Below are 16,046 nucleotides of genomic sequence, written 5' to 3'. Positions count from 1 at the left end.
AACCTCACAGCCGTACCGTCAACTGCGCCTGCACATGGGCGCGCAGCACCCCCGCCATGTCGGTCGCCCCGTCGCTGAGGAGCCACTGGGTCTGGAGGCCGTCCATGAGGGCGATCAGCTGCTGTCCGGCCTCGCCGGGGTCGATGTCCTCCCGCAGGGCGCCCTCGTCGCGGGCCTCCGTGTAGGACGTGCCGGTGGTCAGGACGGAGTTGCGGTAGCGCTCGACGAAATAGGTGTGGGCGGGGTGGTCGGCGGAGGTCGCCTCGGCGGCGAGGACGGAGTACAGCTCGACGATGCCGCGGCGTTCGGAGTTGAGGGCGGCGAGGCCGATCATCCGGCGCAGCCGGTCCACGCCCCGGGGTTCCCCGTCGGCGAGCCACTTCTCGTCGACCTCGTCGCGGTGTTCGAGCACGGCGAGGAGCAGGGAGCCCTTCGTGGGGAAGTGGTGCAGCAGCCCGGGGTGGGAGATCCCGCAGCGGTTCGCGATGACCCGCAGCGAGGTGCCCCGGTACCCGGACTCGCCGAACAAGGTCATGGCCTGGTCAAGAATCTCCACCCGCTTGGCGCGGCCCTTCGCATAGCCGCGACGCGCCTCACCCGTCACTCGCCAGCCTCCCCGGTCGTGTCGGACGGCAACCTGCGTACAGCCGCATCCTCACATACTTACCACTCGGTCGGGATTCAGCGTACGGTAGGGCCCGCGGCCGACGCCGCGCCGTGCCGTCCCGCCGACCTGTGAAAGGAACTCCTGTGGGCTCCTCCCTGCCGTATCTCGACCCCGCGCTGTCCGTGCCGGAGCGCGTCGCCGACCTCGTCGGCCGGATGACTCTGCCCGAGAAGGTCGGTCAGATGCTCCAGCTGAACGCGAAGGACGGGGTGCGGCACCTCATCGAGGACATGCACGCGGGATCGATCCTCCACGCCTCCCCCGAGCGGGTCCTGGAGGCGGCCGCCCTCACCGAGCGGACCCGCCTGCGGATCCCGCTGCTGGTCGCCGAGGACTGCATCCACGGCCACTCCTTCTGGGAGGGGGCCACCATCTACCCGACGCAGCTGGGCATGGCGGCGAGCTGGGATCCGGAGCTTGTGGAGCGCATCGCGCGGGCGACGGCCGTCGAGGTCGCGGCCACCGGTGTCCACTGGACCTTCTCGCCGGTGCTGTGCATCACCCGGGACCTGCGCTGGGGCCGGGTCAGCGAGACCTTCGGCGAGGACGCGTTCCTGATCGGCGAGCTGGCCTCGGCGATGGTGCGCGGCTACCAGGGCGACGGTCTCGACGATCCGACCGCGATCCTGGCCTGCGCCAAGCACTTCGCCGGGTACTCGGAGACCCAGGGCGGCCGGGACGCCAGCGAGGCGGACATCTCTCGGCGCAAGCTGCGCTCCTGGTTCCTGCCGCCCTTCGAGCGGGTCGCCCGCGAGGGCTGCCGCACCTTCATGCTCGGCTACCAGTCGATGGACGGCGTCCCGGTCACGGTCAACGACTGGCTGCTCAACGAGGTGCTGCGCGGCGAGTGGGGCTACACCGGCACGCTGGTGACGGACTGGGACAACGTCGGCCGCATGGTGTGGGAGCAGCATGTGTACGCCGACCACGCGCAGGCCGCCGCCGCGGCGGTCCGGGCGGGCAACGACATGGTGATGACGACGCCCGGCTTCTTCGAGGGCGCGCAGGAGGCCGTCGCCGGCGGGACGCTCGACGAGGCGGACGTCGATGCCGCGGTCCGGCGCATCCTCACGCTCAAGTTCGAACTGGGCCTGTTCGAGAATCCGCGCCGCCCCGACCGGGAGCGGCAGGCGGCGGTCATCGGCAGCGGCGAGCACGCCGCGCTGAACCTGGAGGCGGCGCGCCGATCCCTGGTCCTGCTGACGAACGACGGCACGCTGCCGCTGGCCGGCGGGCTCACCGCCGGTCCGGACGGGCGTGCTCTCGCGGACGGCGGGAGCGCTCCCCGTACGGTCGCCGTCATCGGGCCGAACGCCGACGACGCGCAGACGCAGCTCGGCGACTGGGCGGGCTCGTCCGGCCAGGCGGACTGGCTGCCCGAGGGCCAGCCGCGCGGGATGATCCGCACGGTGCTGGACGGCTTCCGCGAGCAGGTGCCGGACGGCTGGACCGTGACGCACGCCCGGGGCGCCGACATCCTGACCGTGGGCCCGGACCCGGAGGGCGCGTTCTTCCCCGACGGGCAGCCCCGTCCGGAGATCGTCGTCCCGGCGGAGCCCGACGCGGCGATGATCGCCGAGGCCGTGGCGGCGGCCGGGGCGGCGGACTACGCCGTCGCGGTGGTGGGCGACCGCATCGAGCTGATCGGCGAGGGCCGCTCGACTGCGACCCTGGAGCTGATCGGCGGTCAGGTCGCGCTGCTGGACGCGCTGGTGGAGACGGGCACCCCGCTGGTGGTCGTGGTCATCAGCTCCAAGCCGCTGGTGCTGCCGCCGTCCGCGTACCGCGCCGCGGCGATCGTGCACGCGTTCAACCCCGGCATGCTCGGCGGTCGCGCGATCGCCGAACTCGCGCTCGGGCTCGTGGAGCCGACCGGGCGGCTGCCGATCTCCTTCGCCCGGCACGCCGGCCAGCAGCCGACGTACTACAACCAGGTGCGCGGTCAGCACGGCACCCGCTACGCCGATCTGACGCAGAGCCCGGCGTTCGTCTTCGGTGAGGGCCTGAGCTACACCACGGTGACGTACACGGATCTGGAGGTGCTGACCGGGGTGGTGGGCGCGGGCGACACCCTGCGGGCCCGCGTCACGGTCGCCAACACGGGCGGGCGTCCGGCGCTGGAGACGGTGCAGATGTACGTCAGCGACACGGTCACCTCCGTGACCTGGGCCGAGAAGGAGCTCAAGGCCTACCGCCAGGTGGCGCTGGAGCCGGGCGAGTCACGGGTCGTCGACCTCGAACTGCCGGTCTCCGCGTGCACCCTGGTGGATGCCGGGGGCCGGCGGATCGTGGAGCCCGGCGCGTTCGAACTGCTCGTCGGACCCTCGTCGCGCGACGCGGCGCTGCTGCGGGCCGGGTTCACCGTCAAGGGCTGAACCCCGGGCGGCCGGGCCCTGTTCCGCACCGGGGCCCGGGCGGTTCCGGCCGGTTCCGGGCGGCATGTGGCGGGGCGCTCCGCGCCCCGCCGCCTGCTCCGGGCCCGTCCGGCGCGCCAACGGGCGGGGCCGGCGGCCGTTGGGGCCCCGGGCCCTGTCGTCAGCCGGGCCCGTCCCGCTCTCCCCCGCCGGAGCCCGGCCTCCCCGTGCCGGGGTCGTCCCCGGCGGTGCCGGAGGTTCCGGTCGTTCCGGACGCCGGGATCTCGACGGACGTGTCCGCGCCCGGCACCGCCGCCCCGCCGCGCAGCCGGGCCAGGTCGGAGGGGCGCACCTGGATGACGAGCAGGGCGATGAGCGCGGCGGCCAGGGCGAAGAGCGCGGCGGCGACGAAGGCGCGGGAGACCCCGGCGGCGAGGACCTGCTCGCCCCACGGGGGCGGCAGCTGCCCGGTTCGGCGGAACTGCGCGATCTCGGCGGGGTTCGCCTGGGCGAGGAACTTCGGGACCTGGTCGTGGGCCTCGTTGCGGCTGGCCGTGCCGAAGACGGTGACCAGGATGGACAGGCCGAGCGAGCCGCCGACCTGCTGGGTGGTGTTGAGGATGCCGGAGGCCGCGCCCGCCTCCTTGGGCTGCACCCCGGAGACGGCCATCAGCGTCAGCGACACGAACTGGAGGCCCATGCCGAGGCCGAAGACCAGGACCGGTCCGAGCAGGCTGCCCACATACGTACTGTGCACATCCGTCTGCGTCAGCCACGCCAGTCCCGCCGCGGCGAGGACCGCCCCGGTCACCATGAAGGGTTTCGGGCCCAGTTTCGGCAGCAGCCGGGACGTGAAGCCGGCGCCGATCGCGACGACGACGCTGACGGGCAGGAAGGCGAGCCCGGTGCGCAGCGGGCTGAAGCCGAGGATGTTCTGCACGAACAGGGTGAGGAAGAAGAACATCCCGAACATCGCGGCGGCCAGGCTGAGCATCATGCCGTACGTACCGGCGCGGTTGCGGTCGCGGAACATCCACAGCGGGGTGATCGGCTGCCGGGACCGGCTCTCGATCACGACGAACGAGACGAGCAGGACCACGGCCGCCGCGAAGGCGACGAGGGTGAGGGTGTCGCTCCACCCCTCCTCGGAGGCGCGGATGAACCCGTAGACCAGCGCGACCATGCCGACGGTGGCCGTGAGGGCGCCGAGCAGGTCGAAGTGTCCGGGGTGGCGTTCCGACTCCTGGATGTAGCGGCGTGTGGCGAGGACGATGAGGATGCCGATGGGCACGTTGACGAAGAAGATCCACCGCCAGTCGAGCCATTCCACCAGCACCCCGCCCGCCAGCAGCCCGATGGCGCTGCCGCCCGCCGACACGGCGGCGAACACCCCGAACGCCCTGTTGCGTTCGGGGCCTTCGCGGAAGGTCGTGGTGATCAGCGACAGGGCCGTGGGCGAGGCGATGGCACCGCCGACGCCCTGGAGGGAGCGGGCGGCGAGCAGTTGCCAGGACTCCTGGGAGAGTCCGCCGAGCAGCGAGGCGAGCACGAAGAGCGAGACGCCGAACATGAAGACCCGGCGCCGCCCCAGGATGTCGCCCAGCCGGCCGCCCAGCAGCAGCAGTCCGCCGAAGGTCAGCGTGTACGCGTTGACCACCCAGGACAGGTTCTCCGTGGAGAAGCCCAGGGCGGTCTGGATGTGGGGAAGGGCGATGTTCACGATGGTGATGTCGAGGACCACCATCAACTGGCACGAGCAGATGACGAGTAGCGCGATCCCGCTGCCGTGCCCCGTCTTCGGGGGCCGGGCAGCGTGCGGGGATGTGGCGTGGGAACCCGTCATGGGACTGTGTGGCACTCGGGCCGTCGGTGAACGCGACCGTTCACTCCCCCGACGTTAGCCCGGCCCGGGGCCACCCGCCATTCGGGCGACGCCGGGCCGGGCCGTGCCCCGCCGTCAGGCCGGAACCCCTGTCCTGCGGTCCGCCGCGCGCTCGCGGTGGGGCACCGGTACGGGGTCCGGGGCCGCCGCCAGCAGGGTCCGGGTGTACGGGTCCCGGGGGTGGTCGCAGATCTCGTCGGCGGGGCCCGTCTCCACGATCCGGCCCTTGTGCATGACCGCGATGCGGTGGCTGACCTGGCGGACGACGGCCAGGTCGTGGGCGATGAAAACCAGGGCGAGGCCCAGATCGCGCTGGAGATCGGTGAGCAGACCGACGATCTGGGCCTGGACGGAGACGTCGAGGGCGGAGACGGGTTCGTCGCAGACGAGGACCGAGGGTTCGGGGGCCAGGGCGCGGGCGATGCCGACGCGCTGGCGCTGGCCACCGGAGAAGGCGCGCGGATGGCGGCCGGCGGCCTCGGGGTCGAGTCCGGCCCGGCGCAGCAGGTCCGCGACGCGGGCGGCCCGTGCCGCGCGGTCGCCGAGGCCGAAGGCGATCAGGGGCTCCGCCACGATCTCGCCGACGGTCATCCGGGGGTTGAGCGAGGCGTACGGGTCCTGGAACACCATCTGGACCTGGCGGCGCACGGTGTGCAGGGTGCGTCGCGAGGGCCGGGTGATGTCCTCGCCGCGCAGCCGGAGCGTGCCGGCGTCCGCGCGGTGGGCGTGGGCGAGGATCCGGGCGAGGGTGGACTTGCCGGAGCCGGACTCGCCCACGATGCCCAGGGTCTCCCCCGCCGCGAGCGTGAGGGACACGCCGTCGAGCGCGGGGGCGGGGGATCTGCCGATGCCGCGTCCCCGGTACGTCTTGCGCAACCCCTCGGCCTCCAGGACGACGGCGCCGGGCGCGGGCCGCCGCAGTGGCACGGGCGTGGCCGGGGCGGGCAGGGGTTCGGCGCGTCGGGCGGCGGGCGGGCAGGCGACGCGCACCCCGTCGCCGGCCGGGGCGAGCGGGGGCGCCGCCGTACGGCAGCGGTCCTCGACGAGGGTGCAGCGGTCCGCGAAGGCGCAGCCGGGTCCGAGGAGGACGAGGTCGGGCGGGCTGCCCGCAATGCCGGTGAGCCGGGTCCCGGACGGGGTGGAGAGCCGGGGCACCGCGGCGAGGAGTCCGGCGGTGTACGGGTGGCGGGGGCGGGTGAGGACCTGCGCGGTGGGGCCGTCCTCGACGACCGTGCCGCCGTACATGACGAGGACGCGGGCGCAGGAGCGGGCGACGACGCCCATGTTGTGCGTGATGAGGACGAGCGCGGTGCCGGTCTCCCGGTTGAGGTCGCCGAGCAGGGTGAGGATCCGGTCCTGGACGGTGGCGTCGAGCGCGGTGGTGGGTTCGTCGGCGAGCAGGACGTCGGGCTCCCCGGCGAGGGCCATGGCGATGAGGATGCGCTGGCGCTGTCCGCCGGAGAACCGGTGCGGATGGTCGGCGGCGCGCCGGCGGGGTTCGGGGATGCCGACCCTGCCCAGCAGGTCGACGGCGTGGGCGCGGCGTGCGGCCCGGTCGTGGTGGCCGTGGGCGCGCAGCACCTCCTCGATGTGGGCCCCGGCGGTCAGGACGGGGTTCAGGGCGGTCATGGGGTCCTGGAAGACCATGCCGATACGGGCGCCGCGCACGGTGCGCAGTTCCCGTTCGGTGGCGGCGGTGAGGTCCTGGCCGTCCAGGTGAACGGTGCCGGTGGTGATGCGGCCGGTGCCGGGGAGCATCCGGTTGAGGGCGAGGGCGGTGGTGGACTTCCCGGACCCGGACTCGCCGACGACGGCCAGGGTCTCGCCCCGTTCCAGGGTGAAGGAGACCCCGCGTACGGCGTGCAGCGCGGAGCCGTCCGGGGCGGTGAAGTCGACACCGAGGTCGTGGACCCGGAGCAGGGGGTGCGCGGTCATCGGCGTATCTCCCGGTTGAGCGCCTCGGCGACGAGCGAGAGGCCGAGGACGAGTGCGGTCACGGTGATCAGGGGTCCGGCGGCGAAGTGGGGTGCCTGGGCGAGATAGGGCATGGACTGGCCGAGCACGGATCCCAGGGTGGGTTCCGGCGGGCGCACGCCGACGCCGAGGAAGCTCATGGCGCCCTCGATGAAGACGGCGACGGTCAGCGAGACTGCGATCTGGACGACGAGCGGGTCGACGGCGTTGGGCAGGATGTGCCGGACGAGCACCCGGCGGGCCGACGTGCCCCCGACGCGGGCGGCGGTGACGTACTCCCGCTCGCGCTGGGCGAGGATCCCGGTCCGCAGCAGCCGGCCGAACACAGGGATTTCCGCCAGGGCGATGACCAGGATCACGGGGGTGCGCCCGGGGCCGAGGATCGCGGTGACGGCGAGGGCGAGGATCAGTCCGGGGAAGGCGAGGAGCAGGTCGAAGACCCGTTGGACGGCGGTGTCGACGGCCGGGTGCGCGGCGGCCGCGAGGGCGAAGAGGCAGCCGAGGGCGGCGCCGAGCGGCACGGCGAGCGCGATGATCCCCAGGTCGGCGCGGATGCCGAACAGGACGCGGCTGAGCAGGTCCCGGCCCAGGTCGTCGGTGCCGAGCGGATGCCCGGGTGCGGCGATCCCCGCGAGGCTCCGGCCGCTCTGGTCGGTGGGGCCGTGGCCGGTGAGGAGCGGGGCCAGCAGTCCGGCGAGGACCACCGCGCCGACGAGGACGAGACCGGTGCGGGCGCGCGCGGTGGACAACGCCCTGCGGTACGGGTGGTGGGTGCGGCCCCGGCCGGTGACCGGGCGGGGGTCCGGGGACGCGGGGCGTCCGGTGGGGGCGGTCGTGGAGGTCATGGCGTTACTCCCACCTGATCCGGGGGTCGAGCCAGGCATGGACGAGGTCGGTGAGCAGTTGGACGAGCACGAAGACGGCGACCAGGAGCAGCAGCAGGTCCTGGACGACCGGGTAGTCACGGCGCTGGAGGCCCTGTTCGGCGAGTTGGCCGAGGCCGGGCCAGGCGAAGATCGCCTCGACGAGGACGGCGCCGCCGAGGAGGTGCCCGGTCTGCATGCCGAGCAGGGTGACGACCGGGGGCAGCGCGTTCGGCAGGGTGTGGCGCCACAGCAGCCGGCGCGGCGCGATCCCGGCGGCCCGCGCGGTGCGGATGTGGTCCTCGGCCCGTCCGCGTTCGATGCCGTCCTGGAGGGCGCGGCCGAGGACGGCGGCGCTCGGCAGGGCGAGGCAGAGCGCGGGCAGCAGCAGGTACTGGACGGAGAGGTCCGGTGCCGTGAGGAAGGCGACGCGTCCGCCCGGCGGCAGCACCCGCAGCACCACGGCGAACAGCAGGACCAGCAGGACCCCGCTGACGAAGGGCGGCACGGCGAGCGCGGCCGTGGTGGCGGCCCGGACGGTCCCGGTGATCCACCGGCTGCGGGAGGTGGCCCCGAGCACCCCGAAGGCGGTGCCGAGGGCGACGACGAGGAGCAGGGCGGCCAGGGTGAGTTCGGTGGTGGCGCCGAGCCCGTCGCGGATCAGGTCGGCGGTCTGTCCGCCGATGGCGTACGAGGGGCCGAGGTCGCCGGTGAGCAGCGAGCCGAGCCAGTGGAGGTACTGGGAGAGCAGCGGGGCGTCGAGGCCGAGCCGGTCCCGGATCGCGGCGACGGTGGCCGCGTCGGCGTCGGGGCCGGCCAGGGTGGTGGCCGGGTCGCCGGGGACGAGCCGCAGCACGGTGAAGACGAGGAAGGAGGCGAGGAGCAGGACGAGGAGGGCGGACGGCACCCGTCGGATCAGATAGGTGCGCATGTCAGGCCAGGTACGCGTCGTCGAGGTCGAGATAGGAGAACTTGTTCAGCCTCACCCCGTGCAGCCGGTCGGAGGAGACCTGGATCTGCCCGCGGACGACGAGGTCGATGAGGAAGGCCTCGTCGAGCAGGAGCGTGGAGATCCTGTCGTACTGGGCGTGGGCGGCGGCCCGGTCCGCAGGGGGCTCGGTCCAGGCCTCGCGGACCAGTTCGGTGTAGCGGGCGGAGCGGTAACGGGAGGTGTTCCTGGCCTCGTTGAACGGATAGGCGCTCACGGCGAGGGTGGAGGGCTGCACCTGGGCGAAGCTGTGGCCGAGGGTCCACAGGGCCGGCATGTCCTGGGAGATGAGCTTCTTCTGCGCGGTGGCGGGGTCGGTGGGCCGGAGGGTGACGCGGACGCCGACCTGTTTCAGGTCGTACTGGATCGATTCGGCGACGGCCGTCTCGGCGGGCAGGGCCAGGTGGAGCAGGGGGAAGGCGAGACCCTTGTGGCCGGCGGACCGCAGCAGCGCGCGGGCCTTGGCCGGGTCGTGGGTGTAGTGGGTGCGGTGCGCCTCGGTGAAGGCGGGTGAGGACCGGGGCCAGGGGGCGGCGGAGGCGAGGCCGTAGCCGCCGAGGGACTGGGCGAGGAGCCGGTCGCGGTCGACGGCCCAGGCGAGCGCCTGGCGCACGGTGCGGTCGTTCAGCGGGGCGACGGTGGTGTTGACGCCGAGGTAGACGGCTCCACCGCCGGTCGCGTAGTCCGTGATGGTGAGGCCGGGAGCATCGCGGACCGTGGCGAGGCTCTTGCCGGGCACGTTGAAGGAGAGCTGCGACTGACCGGAGCGCAGGGAGGAGACGAGGGCGTCGGCCTGGGGGACGACGCGGAGTTCGACACCGTCGAGGTAGGGGCGGCCGGGCCGCCAGTAGGCGGGGTTCCGGCCCAGGCTGAGGCCGGATCCCGGGCTCCACTTCTTCAGGGTGAACGGGCCGGTCCCGATGAGCCGCCGGCCGGCCACGGCGTCCTCGACCGACTCCGGGTCCGTGATGATCATGAACTCGAAGAGGTCGAAGAGGTTGTTCACCGGATGCGCTAGTTCCAGGACGAGCGTGTGCGGGCCGCGCTTCTCGAATCCGGTGACGACGGCGGCCGTCGCTCTCAACTGCGCGGCCCGTACGGGTTTCTGAAGGTTCTTCACCGCGAAGATCACGTCGTCCGCGGTGAACGCGCGCCCGTTGTGGAAGGTCACGTCGTCGCGCAGCTCCAGGGTGAGGGAGCGGCCGTCCTTCGCGTACGCCCAGGAGCGGGCCAGCTCCGGTTGCGGAACGAGCCGGTCGTCGTACCGGGTCAGGGTGTTGAAGACCAGCCGGTGCTGGAGGGACTGCGCGCTCTGGGAGAAGAGCAGTGCGGGGGTGAAGTCGCTGTTCACCGCGATGTCGAGCACCCCGCCGCGGCGGGGCCGGCCATCGTCGTCCCGGGCACGGGAGGAGGCGTCCGACACCGCCGAGCGGCAGCCCGCGAGCGCCGTTCCGAGAAGCAGGGCGCCGCCCGAGGCGGCGCGCAGGGTCGTGCGCCGGGAGGGGCCGGGCGGGGTCGGGGAATTGAGCTCGGTCATCGAAGCCTGCCTGTGACGGAGAGGGACGGTGGAAGGAGAGGGACGGTAGGAGGGAACGGGCGGGGCGCGTGAGGCCGCGCGCCACCCGCCCGCCCGCGTTCGTTCCGCTGCGGAAGAAAGGAGGGGCCCCGCTGCCGAGGCGAGGAAACGGGCGCCGTTCAGGGGCGCGTGACGGCGTGTCGCGCACGTACGGAGGAAGCAAGGAGCGCGGGCGGAAGGAGCGCGGGCGGGGTTCGGCGCCGGAACGTGCCGGGACGGGAGGACGCGCGGGTCGTGCCGGCGGTCGTCCGCTCCGGGCGGGTGGAATCCGGGCACGGGCCCGCCCGGGAATCAGCCCCGGGGGGCGTCAGGACAGCGGGGGCCGCCCGGAAGGAGCCGGGCGCACGGGACCGGGCCGGTCAGCGGACGGCACAGACCGCGCTGGCCTGTCGACAGAGGTCGACATGCCTGCGGGAGACGAGGCGCTTGTCCGGGTTCACGGGAGCAATATGACAGCGGCTCCGCCGGACGGTCAACCGGCCCCGTCCGGATCCTGGACGGCGGTGACGGTCCGTCCGGCGCGGCGCGGTCAGCCCCCGTCGGCCGCCAGAGGGCTTCTGAACAGCGGATTCAGGACGACCGTGGCGGCGGCGACGGGGAGCACCGCCGTCCCGGCATGCGGACTGACGATGCGCTCGGGGTCGCGGCAGACATGGGACAGGTCCACGGCGGCGCCGCGGATCTCCTCCAGGTAGTCGGGGTGCACCAGGCTGGCGTGCTCGGTGACCACGACGACGTCCGGATTCAGGACGTCGAGGAGCAGCGCGAGGGCCCGGCCGACCGCGCGGGCCCGTTCGCGCAGCAGCCGGTCGGCGCGCCGGTCCCCCGCCGCCGCGGCGTCCACCACCAGGAACGCGTCGGCGTCGGGCACGATCCCGCGCCGCACGGCGGTCCGGGCCAGGGCGGTGTTGGATGCGGTGGCCTCCAGACAGCCGGACCGCCCGCACGGGCAGCCCGCGGTCGAGTCGGGCACCGGCAGATGCGCCACGTCGCCGGCGCGCGATCCCGGCCCCTGGTGGACCACGCCCGCGATGCCGAACGCCGCGTCGACCACGTTGCCGACGAAGAGATGGACGAGGCTGCGGCGGGCCGCGGGCCGGCCGAACAGGATCTCGGACTGGGCGACGGCGCGTGCGTGGTTGTCGACGCGGACCCGGAATCCGCCCAGGTCGCGGCCGAGTTCGACGGCGAGTGGCCGCTGCCGCCAGCCGAGGGCGTCGTGCCGCACGGCCGTTCCGGTGCCGGGGTCGACCCAGCCGCCGAGCGCCGCTCCCACCCCGAGCAGCCGCCGGCCCGGGGCCGCGTCGGCGAGGAAGGAGCGCAGCCCCCGGGCGATCCGGTGGGCGCGGGCGCCGGGGTCCGTGCCGTCGTCGGGCAGGGTGCGCCGGGCAAGGAGTCGGCCGCGCAGGTCGACCAGGCCGAACGTCGAGGAGGGGACGCCGATGTGGACACCGCCCACCACCGGGCCCGTGCTCTCGCCGGTGTGCAGATCGACGGGGATCTGCGGGCGGCCCACCTTCGTGACGGCGTCCCGCCCGGCCAACTCCCGTAGCAGGCCCCGCTCCACGAGGTCGGTGCACTGGCGGGAGACCGCGGCCGGGCTGAGTCCGGAGAGGTCCGCGATCGTGCGGCGGGCCACCGGTCCGTGGTCGAGGACGGTGCGCAGCACGGTGGCCGCGTTGGCCTCGCGCCTGCCGTCACCGGCCGCCCGGAAGACGTACGGGGCTGCGGTCATGGGCCTTCCTCCGGTTCCGCGACCCCCGGGGGGGGCGGTCGCTACATTGCGGGGGCGTGAATTCGTGCCGGGCCCCGGAGCCGTCTGCGGGGCCGGAGGTGCGCCGTCCCCGGCCGACCGGGGAAAGCGCAGTTCAGCGGCGTTCTCCCGGTGTGCTTCCGGCGGGCCGACGGGCCCCGCACAGGCGCCGATTGAACCACTCCGCGAGGCGTTCGGGGGCGGCCGGGGGCGCTTGACGCACGCCGGACCGCGCTGCGAGTCTCCGGAACATGTTCGCGACGGCCTCCACCGATGCGCGGCCGGTCCGCGCCGGCCGCCCCGCACCGCGTCCCGTGTGTCCGGGCCGCTGTCCCGCCGCCTGACCGGTTCCGCACCGCGTCCTCGCGGCTCCCGCCGACGCACGCCAGGCCACGGGCCGTTCCGTTCCGGGACGGCGCGTCCTCCCGTACCACCGCCCTGGTGACGGCTCCACGTCCGGTACCGGGCGGCATCCGGCCGCTTTTTCTTCCGCTCCGAAATCAATCGACTCCCCCGCCCACCGGCCCCGTGCCGGAGCGGGGCGGGGAACGTCCTCTCCGAAGGGATCCACCCGTCATGACCACCACCGCACCCGCCACCGTCACCGTCCAGAAGCTCGGCGGCCGGATCGGCGCCGTCATCTCCGGGGTACGCCTGGGGGGCGACCTCGCGCCCGAGACCGTCGCCGCGATCCGGGCCGAACTCCTGGCCCACAAGGTCGTCTTCTTCCGGCGCCAGGACCATCTGGACGAGGAGAGCCACGAGGCGTTCGGCCGGCTGCTCGGCACCCCGGTCGCCCACCCGACCGTCCCGTCGGCCGACGGCCGCTACTCGCTCGGCATCGACTCGGACCACGGCGGCCGGGCCAACCAGTGGCACACCGATGTGACGTTCGTGCCCGCGTACCCGGCCTTCTCCATCCTGCGGGCCGTCGTCATCCCGCCGTACGGCGGCAACACCCTGTGGTCCAACACGGCCGCCGCGTACGCGGAGCTGCCGGCGGGGCTGCGTACCCTGGCCGACGGGCTGCGCGCGGTCCACTCCAACGACTACGACTACGTCGCGGTGCGTCCCGACGCCCTGCCGGAGGCGCTGGCCCAGTACCGGGAGGTGTTCACCTCCACGAAGTTCCTCACCGAGCACCCGGTGGTCCGCGTCCACCCGGAGACGGGTGAGCGGGTCCTGCTGCTCGGCAACTTCGTCCAGCGGATCGCCGGGCTGAACGGACGGGACTCCCGGGCGCTCGTCGATTTGTTCCAGTCGCACATCGAGCGCCCGGAGAACACCGTGCGCTGGGACTGGCAGGTGGGCGACGTGGCCATCTGGGACAACCGGGCCACCCAGCACTACGGCGTCGACGACTCCGACACGCACGAGCGCAAGCTGCGGCGCGTCACCATCGACGGCGACGTCCCCGTCGGTACGGACGGCCGGACCTCCACGCTCCTCAGCCCGGAGACCGTGCCCGACCCGTCCTTCGGCATCCCCTCCGGCGCGTCGACGGCCGCGGCCGCGTCGTAGTCCCGGGGTGGTCGCGGGCGGGCGGCCCGGTGCCGTCCGCCCGCGGGGTCACGGCAGCGGCAGACCCGCGTAGTTCTGCGCGAGTTCGGCGGCGGCGTGCGGCGAGTCCGCGATCCGGTCGAGCTGTGCGTGCTGGAGCCGGGTGTCGAAGCCGCTCCGGTCGGGCGCGGTGTGCAGGGTCGTGGTCATGAAGGACGAGAAGTGCTCGGCCCGCCACACCCGCCGCAGACAGGTGGCGGAGTACGCGTCCAGCAGATCGGCGGAGCCGGTCGTGTGGAGCCGTTCCAGGGCGCGGGCGAGGACGACGACGTCGGCCACCGCCAGATTGAGGCCCTTGGCCCCGGTCGGCGGGACGATGTGGGCGGCGTCGCCGGCCAGCAGAACGCGCCCGTAACGCATGGGTTCGGTGACGGAACTGCGCATCGGGAGCACGGACTTGGCGGTGATGGGGCCCCGCCGCAGCTCCCAGTCGCCGTCGACGGCGAAGCGGGCGTCGAGCTCGTCCCAGATCCGGGTGTCGGACCAGTCGGCCGGGTCGGTGCCGCCCGGCACCTGGAGGTAGAGCCTGCTGACCTCGGGCGAGCGCATGCTGTGCAGGGCGAATCCGCGCGGCGAGTGGGCGTAGATCAGCTCGTCGCAGGAGGGCGGCACATCGGCCATGATGCCGAGCCAGGAGTACGGGTACACCCGGTCGTAGGTCCGCCGGGCCGATTCGGGGATGGCGGCCCGGGTCACCCCGTGGAAGCCGTCGCAGCCCACCACATAGGCGCAGTCGAGCCGTTCCTCCCGGCCGCGGTGCGTGTAGCGGACGACCGGCCGGTCGGTGTCGGCCCCCTCCACGGAGGTGACGGTCGCCTCGAAGACCAGCGGCGGGCCGTCGTCGAGCTGGAGGGCGACGAGGTCCTTGACGACCTCCGTCTGCGCGTAGACCCAGACCCTGCGGCCTCCGGTCAGGGAGGGGAAGTCGATCCGGTGGGACCGGCGGTCCCAGCGCAGCTCGATCCCGTCGTGGACCAGTCCCCGCGCGTCGAGGCCCTGGGCGGCCCCGGCCTCGCGGAGCGCGTCGACGGTCGGCTGTTCCAGGATGCCGGCGCGCTGGCGCCGCTCGACGTACGCGCGGTCGCGGCTCTCCAGGACCACGCAGTCGATGCCCGCGCGGTGCAGCAGCCGGGCCAGCAGCAGTCCGGCCGGTCCGGCCCCGACGATTCCCACGGTGGTGTGCACGGGCTACTTCTCCTCTGCGGGCAGGGCGAGTTCGGTGAGGATGCGGTCGGCCGCGGCGAACGCGGCGTTGGCCGCCGGGACCCCGCAGTAGACGGCCGCCTGGAGCAGCACCTCACGGACCTCCTCGGGGCCGAGGTCGCCGCTCTCCAGGGCGGCGCGCAGATGCAGGTCCCGTTCCTCGTGGTGGCCGAGGGCGATGAGGGCGGTGAGGGTGAGGCAGCGCCGGGTGCGGTGGTCGAGGCCGGGCCGGGTCCAGATCTCGCCCCAGGCGTAGCGGGTGATGAAGTCCTGGAAGTCTGCGGTGAACGGGGTCGTGCGGTCGGCGGCCCGGTCGACGTGGGCGTCCCCGAGGACCGTGCGGCGACGGGCCGTTCCGGCGGCGTGCCGGGACGCGTCGTCGGCGGGGCGGGCCGGTGCGGCGGCGAAGTGGCCGCTGAGCGCTGCGGCGACGGCGGCGGGCCGTTCGACGTTGGCGAGATGGGCGGCGCCCGGAAGTTCGAGGAGGGCGGCCCCGGGGATTTGGTCGGCGAGCGCGCGGGCGTCGGCCACCGGGGTGGCCGGGTCCTCGCGTCCCGCGACGACGAGGGTGGGCGCGGTGATCCCGCCCAGGGCGTCGCGCAGATCGTACGTGGCGAGGGCCTCGCACAGCGCGGCGTATCCGCCGGGGTCGACGTCGTGGAGCCCGGCGAGCAGGGAGCGGGCGGCCGGTGCGCCGGCGAAATCCGCGGTGAACCAGCGCCCCGCCGCCGTGGCGGCCACGGGCGCCGTCCCCCGGTCGCGTACGAGTGCCGCCCGGTCGAGCCAGGCGCGCGGATCGCCGAACCGGGCCGAGGAGCACACCAGGGCGAGGGCACTGACCCGGTCGGGGTGGTGGACGGCGAGCCAGGTGCCGACGGCGCCGCCGAGGGAGATCCCCGCGTACGCGAACGTGTCGATGCCGAGCGCGTCCGCGAGGCGCAGCACCCGCGCGGCGAGTCCGGCCACCCCACCGTCGAATGCGGCCGGCGAACCCCCGTGCCCCGGCAGGTCCCAGCGCACGACACGGTGGTTCCGGGCCAGGACCCCGGTCTGCGCGTCCCAGACGGACAGGGAGGTGCCGAGCGAGGGGCCGAGCAGGAGCGGGGGCGCGGTGCGGGGGCCGTCCTCGCGGTGGTGGAGCGGACCGGTGGTGGGGAGGCCGGACGGGTCCGTGGGTGGCATGGGGTCCTCCGTACGTGGTCGGGTGGGGTGTGCGTGCCGGGCGG

12 protein-coding genes are annotated in these 16,046 nt (G+C 74.0%); 2 read left to right on the top strand and 10 right to left on the bottom strand.

Features of this window, described 5'->3' with window-relative positions:
- Window positions 1-4 precede the first annotated feature (4 nt).
- Entirely contained in the window at window positions 5-604 is a 600-nt protein-coding gene (locus ACFVDM_RS10795) for a TetR/AcrR family transcriptional regulator (RefSeq protein WP_383636037.1), read from the bottom strand.
- Between the two features lie 146 nt (window positions 605-750).
- Here ACFVDM_RS10795 and ACFVDM_RS10790 point away from each other — a divergent pair, with 146 nt between their 5' ends.
- The gene (locus tag ACFVDM_RS10790) at window positions 751-3,042 is read left to right on the top strand and encodes a glycoside hydrolase family 3 N-terminal domain-containing protein (protein WP_383636034.1); all 2,292 of its coding nucleotides are present in this window, start codon (window positions 751-753) and stop codon (window positions 3,040-3,042) included.
- Between the two features lie 160 nt (window positions 3,043-3,202).
- On the opposite strand, the gene ACFVDM_RS10785 is transcribed toward ACFVDM_RS10790, so the two are convergent.
- From ACFVDM_RS10785 to ACFVDM_RS10755, 7 genes are all read right to left on the bottom strand, one after another.
- On the bottom strand, window positions 3,203-4,864 hold the full coding sequence (locus ACFVDM_RS10785; RefSeq protein WP_383636031.1) for an MFS transporter: 1,662 nt from the start codon (window positions 4,862-4,864) through the stop codon (window positions 3,203-3,205).
- Between the two features lie 114 nt (window positions 4,865-4,978).
- Window positions 4,979-6,838: a dipeptide ABC transporter ATP-binding protein gene (locus ACFVDM_RS10780; protein ID WP_383636028.1), complete on the bottom strand. Its 1,860-nt coding sequence runs from the start codon at window positions 6,836-6,838 to the stop codon at window positions 4,979-4,981.
- Entirely contained in the window at window positions 6,835-7,722 is an 888-nt protein-coding gene (locus ACFVDM_RS10775) for an ABC transporter permease (RefSeq protein ID WP_383636025.1), read from the bottom strand. The genes ACFVDM_RS10780 and ACFVDM_RS10775 overlap by 4 nt, the downstream gene beginning before the upstream one ends.
- A gap of 4 nt (window positions 7,723-7,726) precedes the next feature.
- A complete protein-coding gene (locus ACFVDM_RS10770; RefSeq protein WP_383636021.1) occupies window positions 7,727-8,671 on the bottom strand; it encodes an ABC transporter permease in 945 nt (314 codons plus the stop codon).
- 1 nt (window position 8,672) lies between these two features.
- Window positions 8,673-10,265, bottom strand: a complete 1,593-nt coding sequence (locus tag ACFVDM_RS10765) for an ABC transporter substrate-binding protein (RefSeq protein ID WP_383636018.1) — start codon at window positions 10,263-10,265, stop codon at window positions 8,673-8,675.
- 398 nt (window positions 10,266-10,663) lie between these two features.
- Window positions 10,664-10,744 (bottom strand): putative leader peptide, encoded by an 81-nt coding sequence (locus ACFVDM_RS10760; RefSeq protein WP_383636766.1) that lies wholly within the window; start codon window positions 10,742-10,744, stop codon window positions 10,664-10,666.
- 89 nt (window positions 10,745-10,833) lie between these two features.
- Window positions 10,834-12,039: an ROK family protein gene (locus ACFVDM_RS10755; protein ID WP_383636015.1), complete on the bottom strand. Its 1,206-nt coding sequence runs from the start codon at window positions 12,037-12,039 to the stop codon at window positions 10,834-10,836.
- Window positions 12,040-12,633: 594 nt separating this feature from the next.
- Here ACFVDM_RS10755 and ACFVDM_RS10750 point away from each other — a divergent pair.
- Entirely contained in the window at window positions 12,634-13,578 is a 945-nt protein-coding gene (locus tag ACFVDM_RS10750) for a TauD/TfdA dioxygenase family protein (RefSeq protein ID WP_383636012.1), read from the top strand.
- Window positions 13,579-13,626: 48 nt separating this feature from the next.
- On the opposite strand, the gene ACFVDM_RS10745 is transcribed toward ACFVDM_RS10750, so the two are convergent.
- Both ACFVDM_RS10745 and ACFVDM_RS10740 read right to left on the bottom strand, forming a co-directional pair.
- Window positions 13,627-14,802, bottom strand: coding sequence for a 4-hydroxybenzoate 3-monooxygenase (locus ACFVDM_RS10745; protein ID WP_383636009.1), 1,176 nt, complete (start codon window positions 14,800-14,802; stop codon window positions 13,627-13,629).
- A gap of 3 nt (window positions 14,803-14,805) precedes the next feature.
- On the bottom strand, window positions 14,806-16,002 hold the full coding sequence (locus tag ACFVDM_RS10740; protein ID WP_383636006.1) for an alpha/beta fold hydrolase: 1,197 nt from the start codon (window positions 16,000-16,002) through the stop codon (window positions 14,806-14,808).
- Window positions 16,003-16,046 lie beyond the last annotated feature (44 nt).

The sequence above is a fragment of the Streptomyces sp. NPDC057682 genome (assembly GCF_042799575.1).
GTDB lineage: Bacteria > Actinomycetota > Actinomycetes > Streptomycetales > Streptomycetaceae > Streptomyces.
The sequence above is the reverse complement of the archived record's forward strand: the minus strand, read 5'-3'. Positions and strand labels throughout refer to the sequence as shown.

Coding starts and splice junctions, on each gene's coding strand:
- ACFVDM_RS10785 (WP_383636031.1), bottom strand. CDS start 4,864: ATGACGGGTTCCCACGCCACATCCCCGCACGCTGCCCGGCCCCCGAAG.
- ACFVDM_RS10780 (WP_383636028.1), bottom strand. CDS start 6,838: ATGACCGCGCACCCCCTGCTCCGGGTCCACGACCTCGGTGTCGACTTC.
- ACFVDM_RS10775 (WP_383636025.1), bottom strand. CDS start 7,722: ATGACCTCCACGACCGCCCCCACCGGACGCCCCGCGTCCCCGGACCCC.
- ACFVDM_RS10770 (WP_383636021.1), bottom strand. CDS start 8,671: ATGCGCACCTATCTGATCCGACGGGTGCCGTCCGCCCTCCTCGTCCTG.
- ACFVDM_RS10765 (WP_383636018.1), bottom strand. CDS start 10,265: ATGACCGAGCTCAATTCCCCGACCCCGCCCGGCCCCTCCCGGCGCACG.
- ACFVDM_RS10755 (WP_383636015.1), bottom strand. CDS start 12,039: ATGACCGCAGCCCCGTACGTCTTCCGGGCGGCCGGTGACGGCAGGCGC.
- ACFVDM_RS10750 (WP_383636012.1), top strand. CDS start 12,634: ATGACCACCACCGCACCCGCCACCGTCACCGTCCAGAAGCTCGGCGGC.
- ACFVDM_RS10740 (WP_383636006.1), bottom strand. CDS start 16,002: ATGCCACCCACGGACCCGTCCGGCCTCCCCACCACCGGTCCGCTCCAC.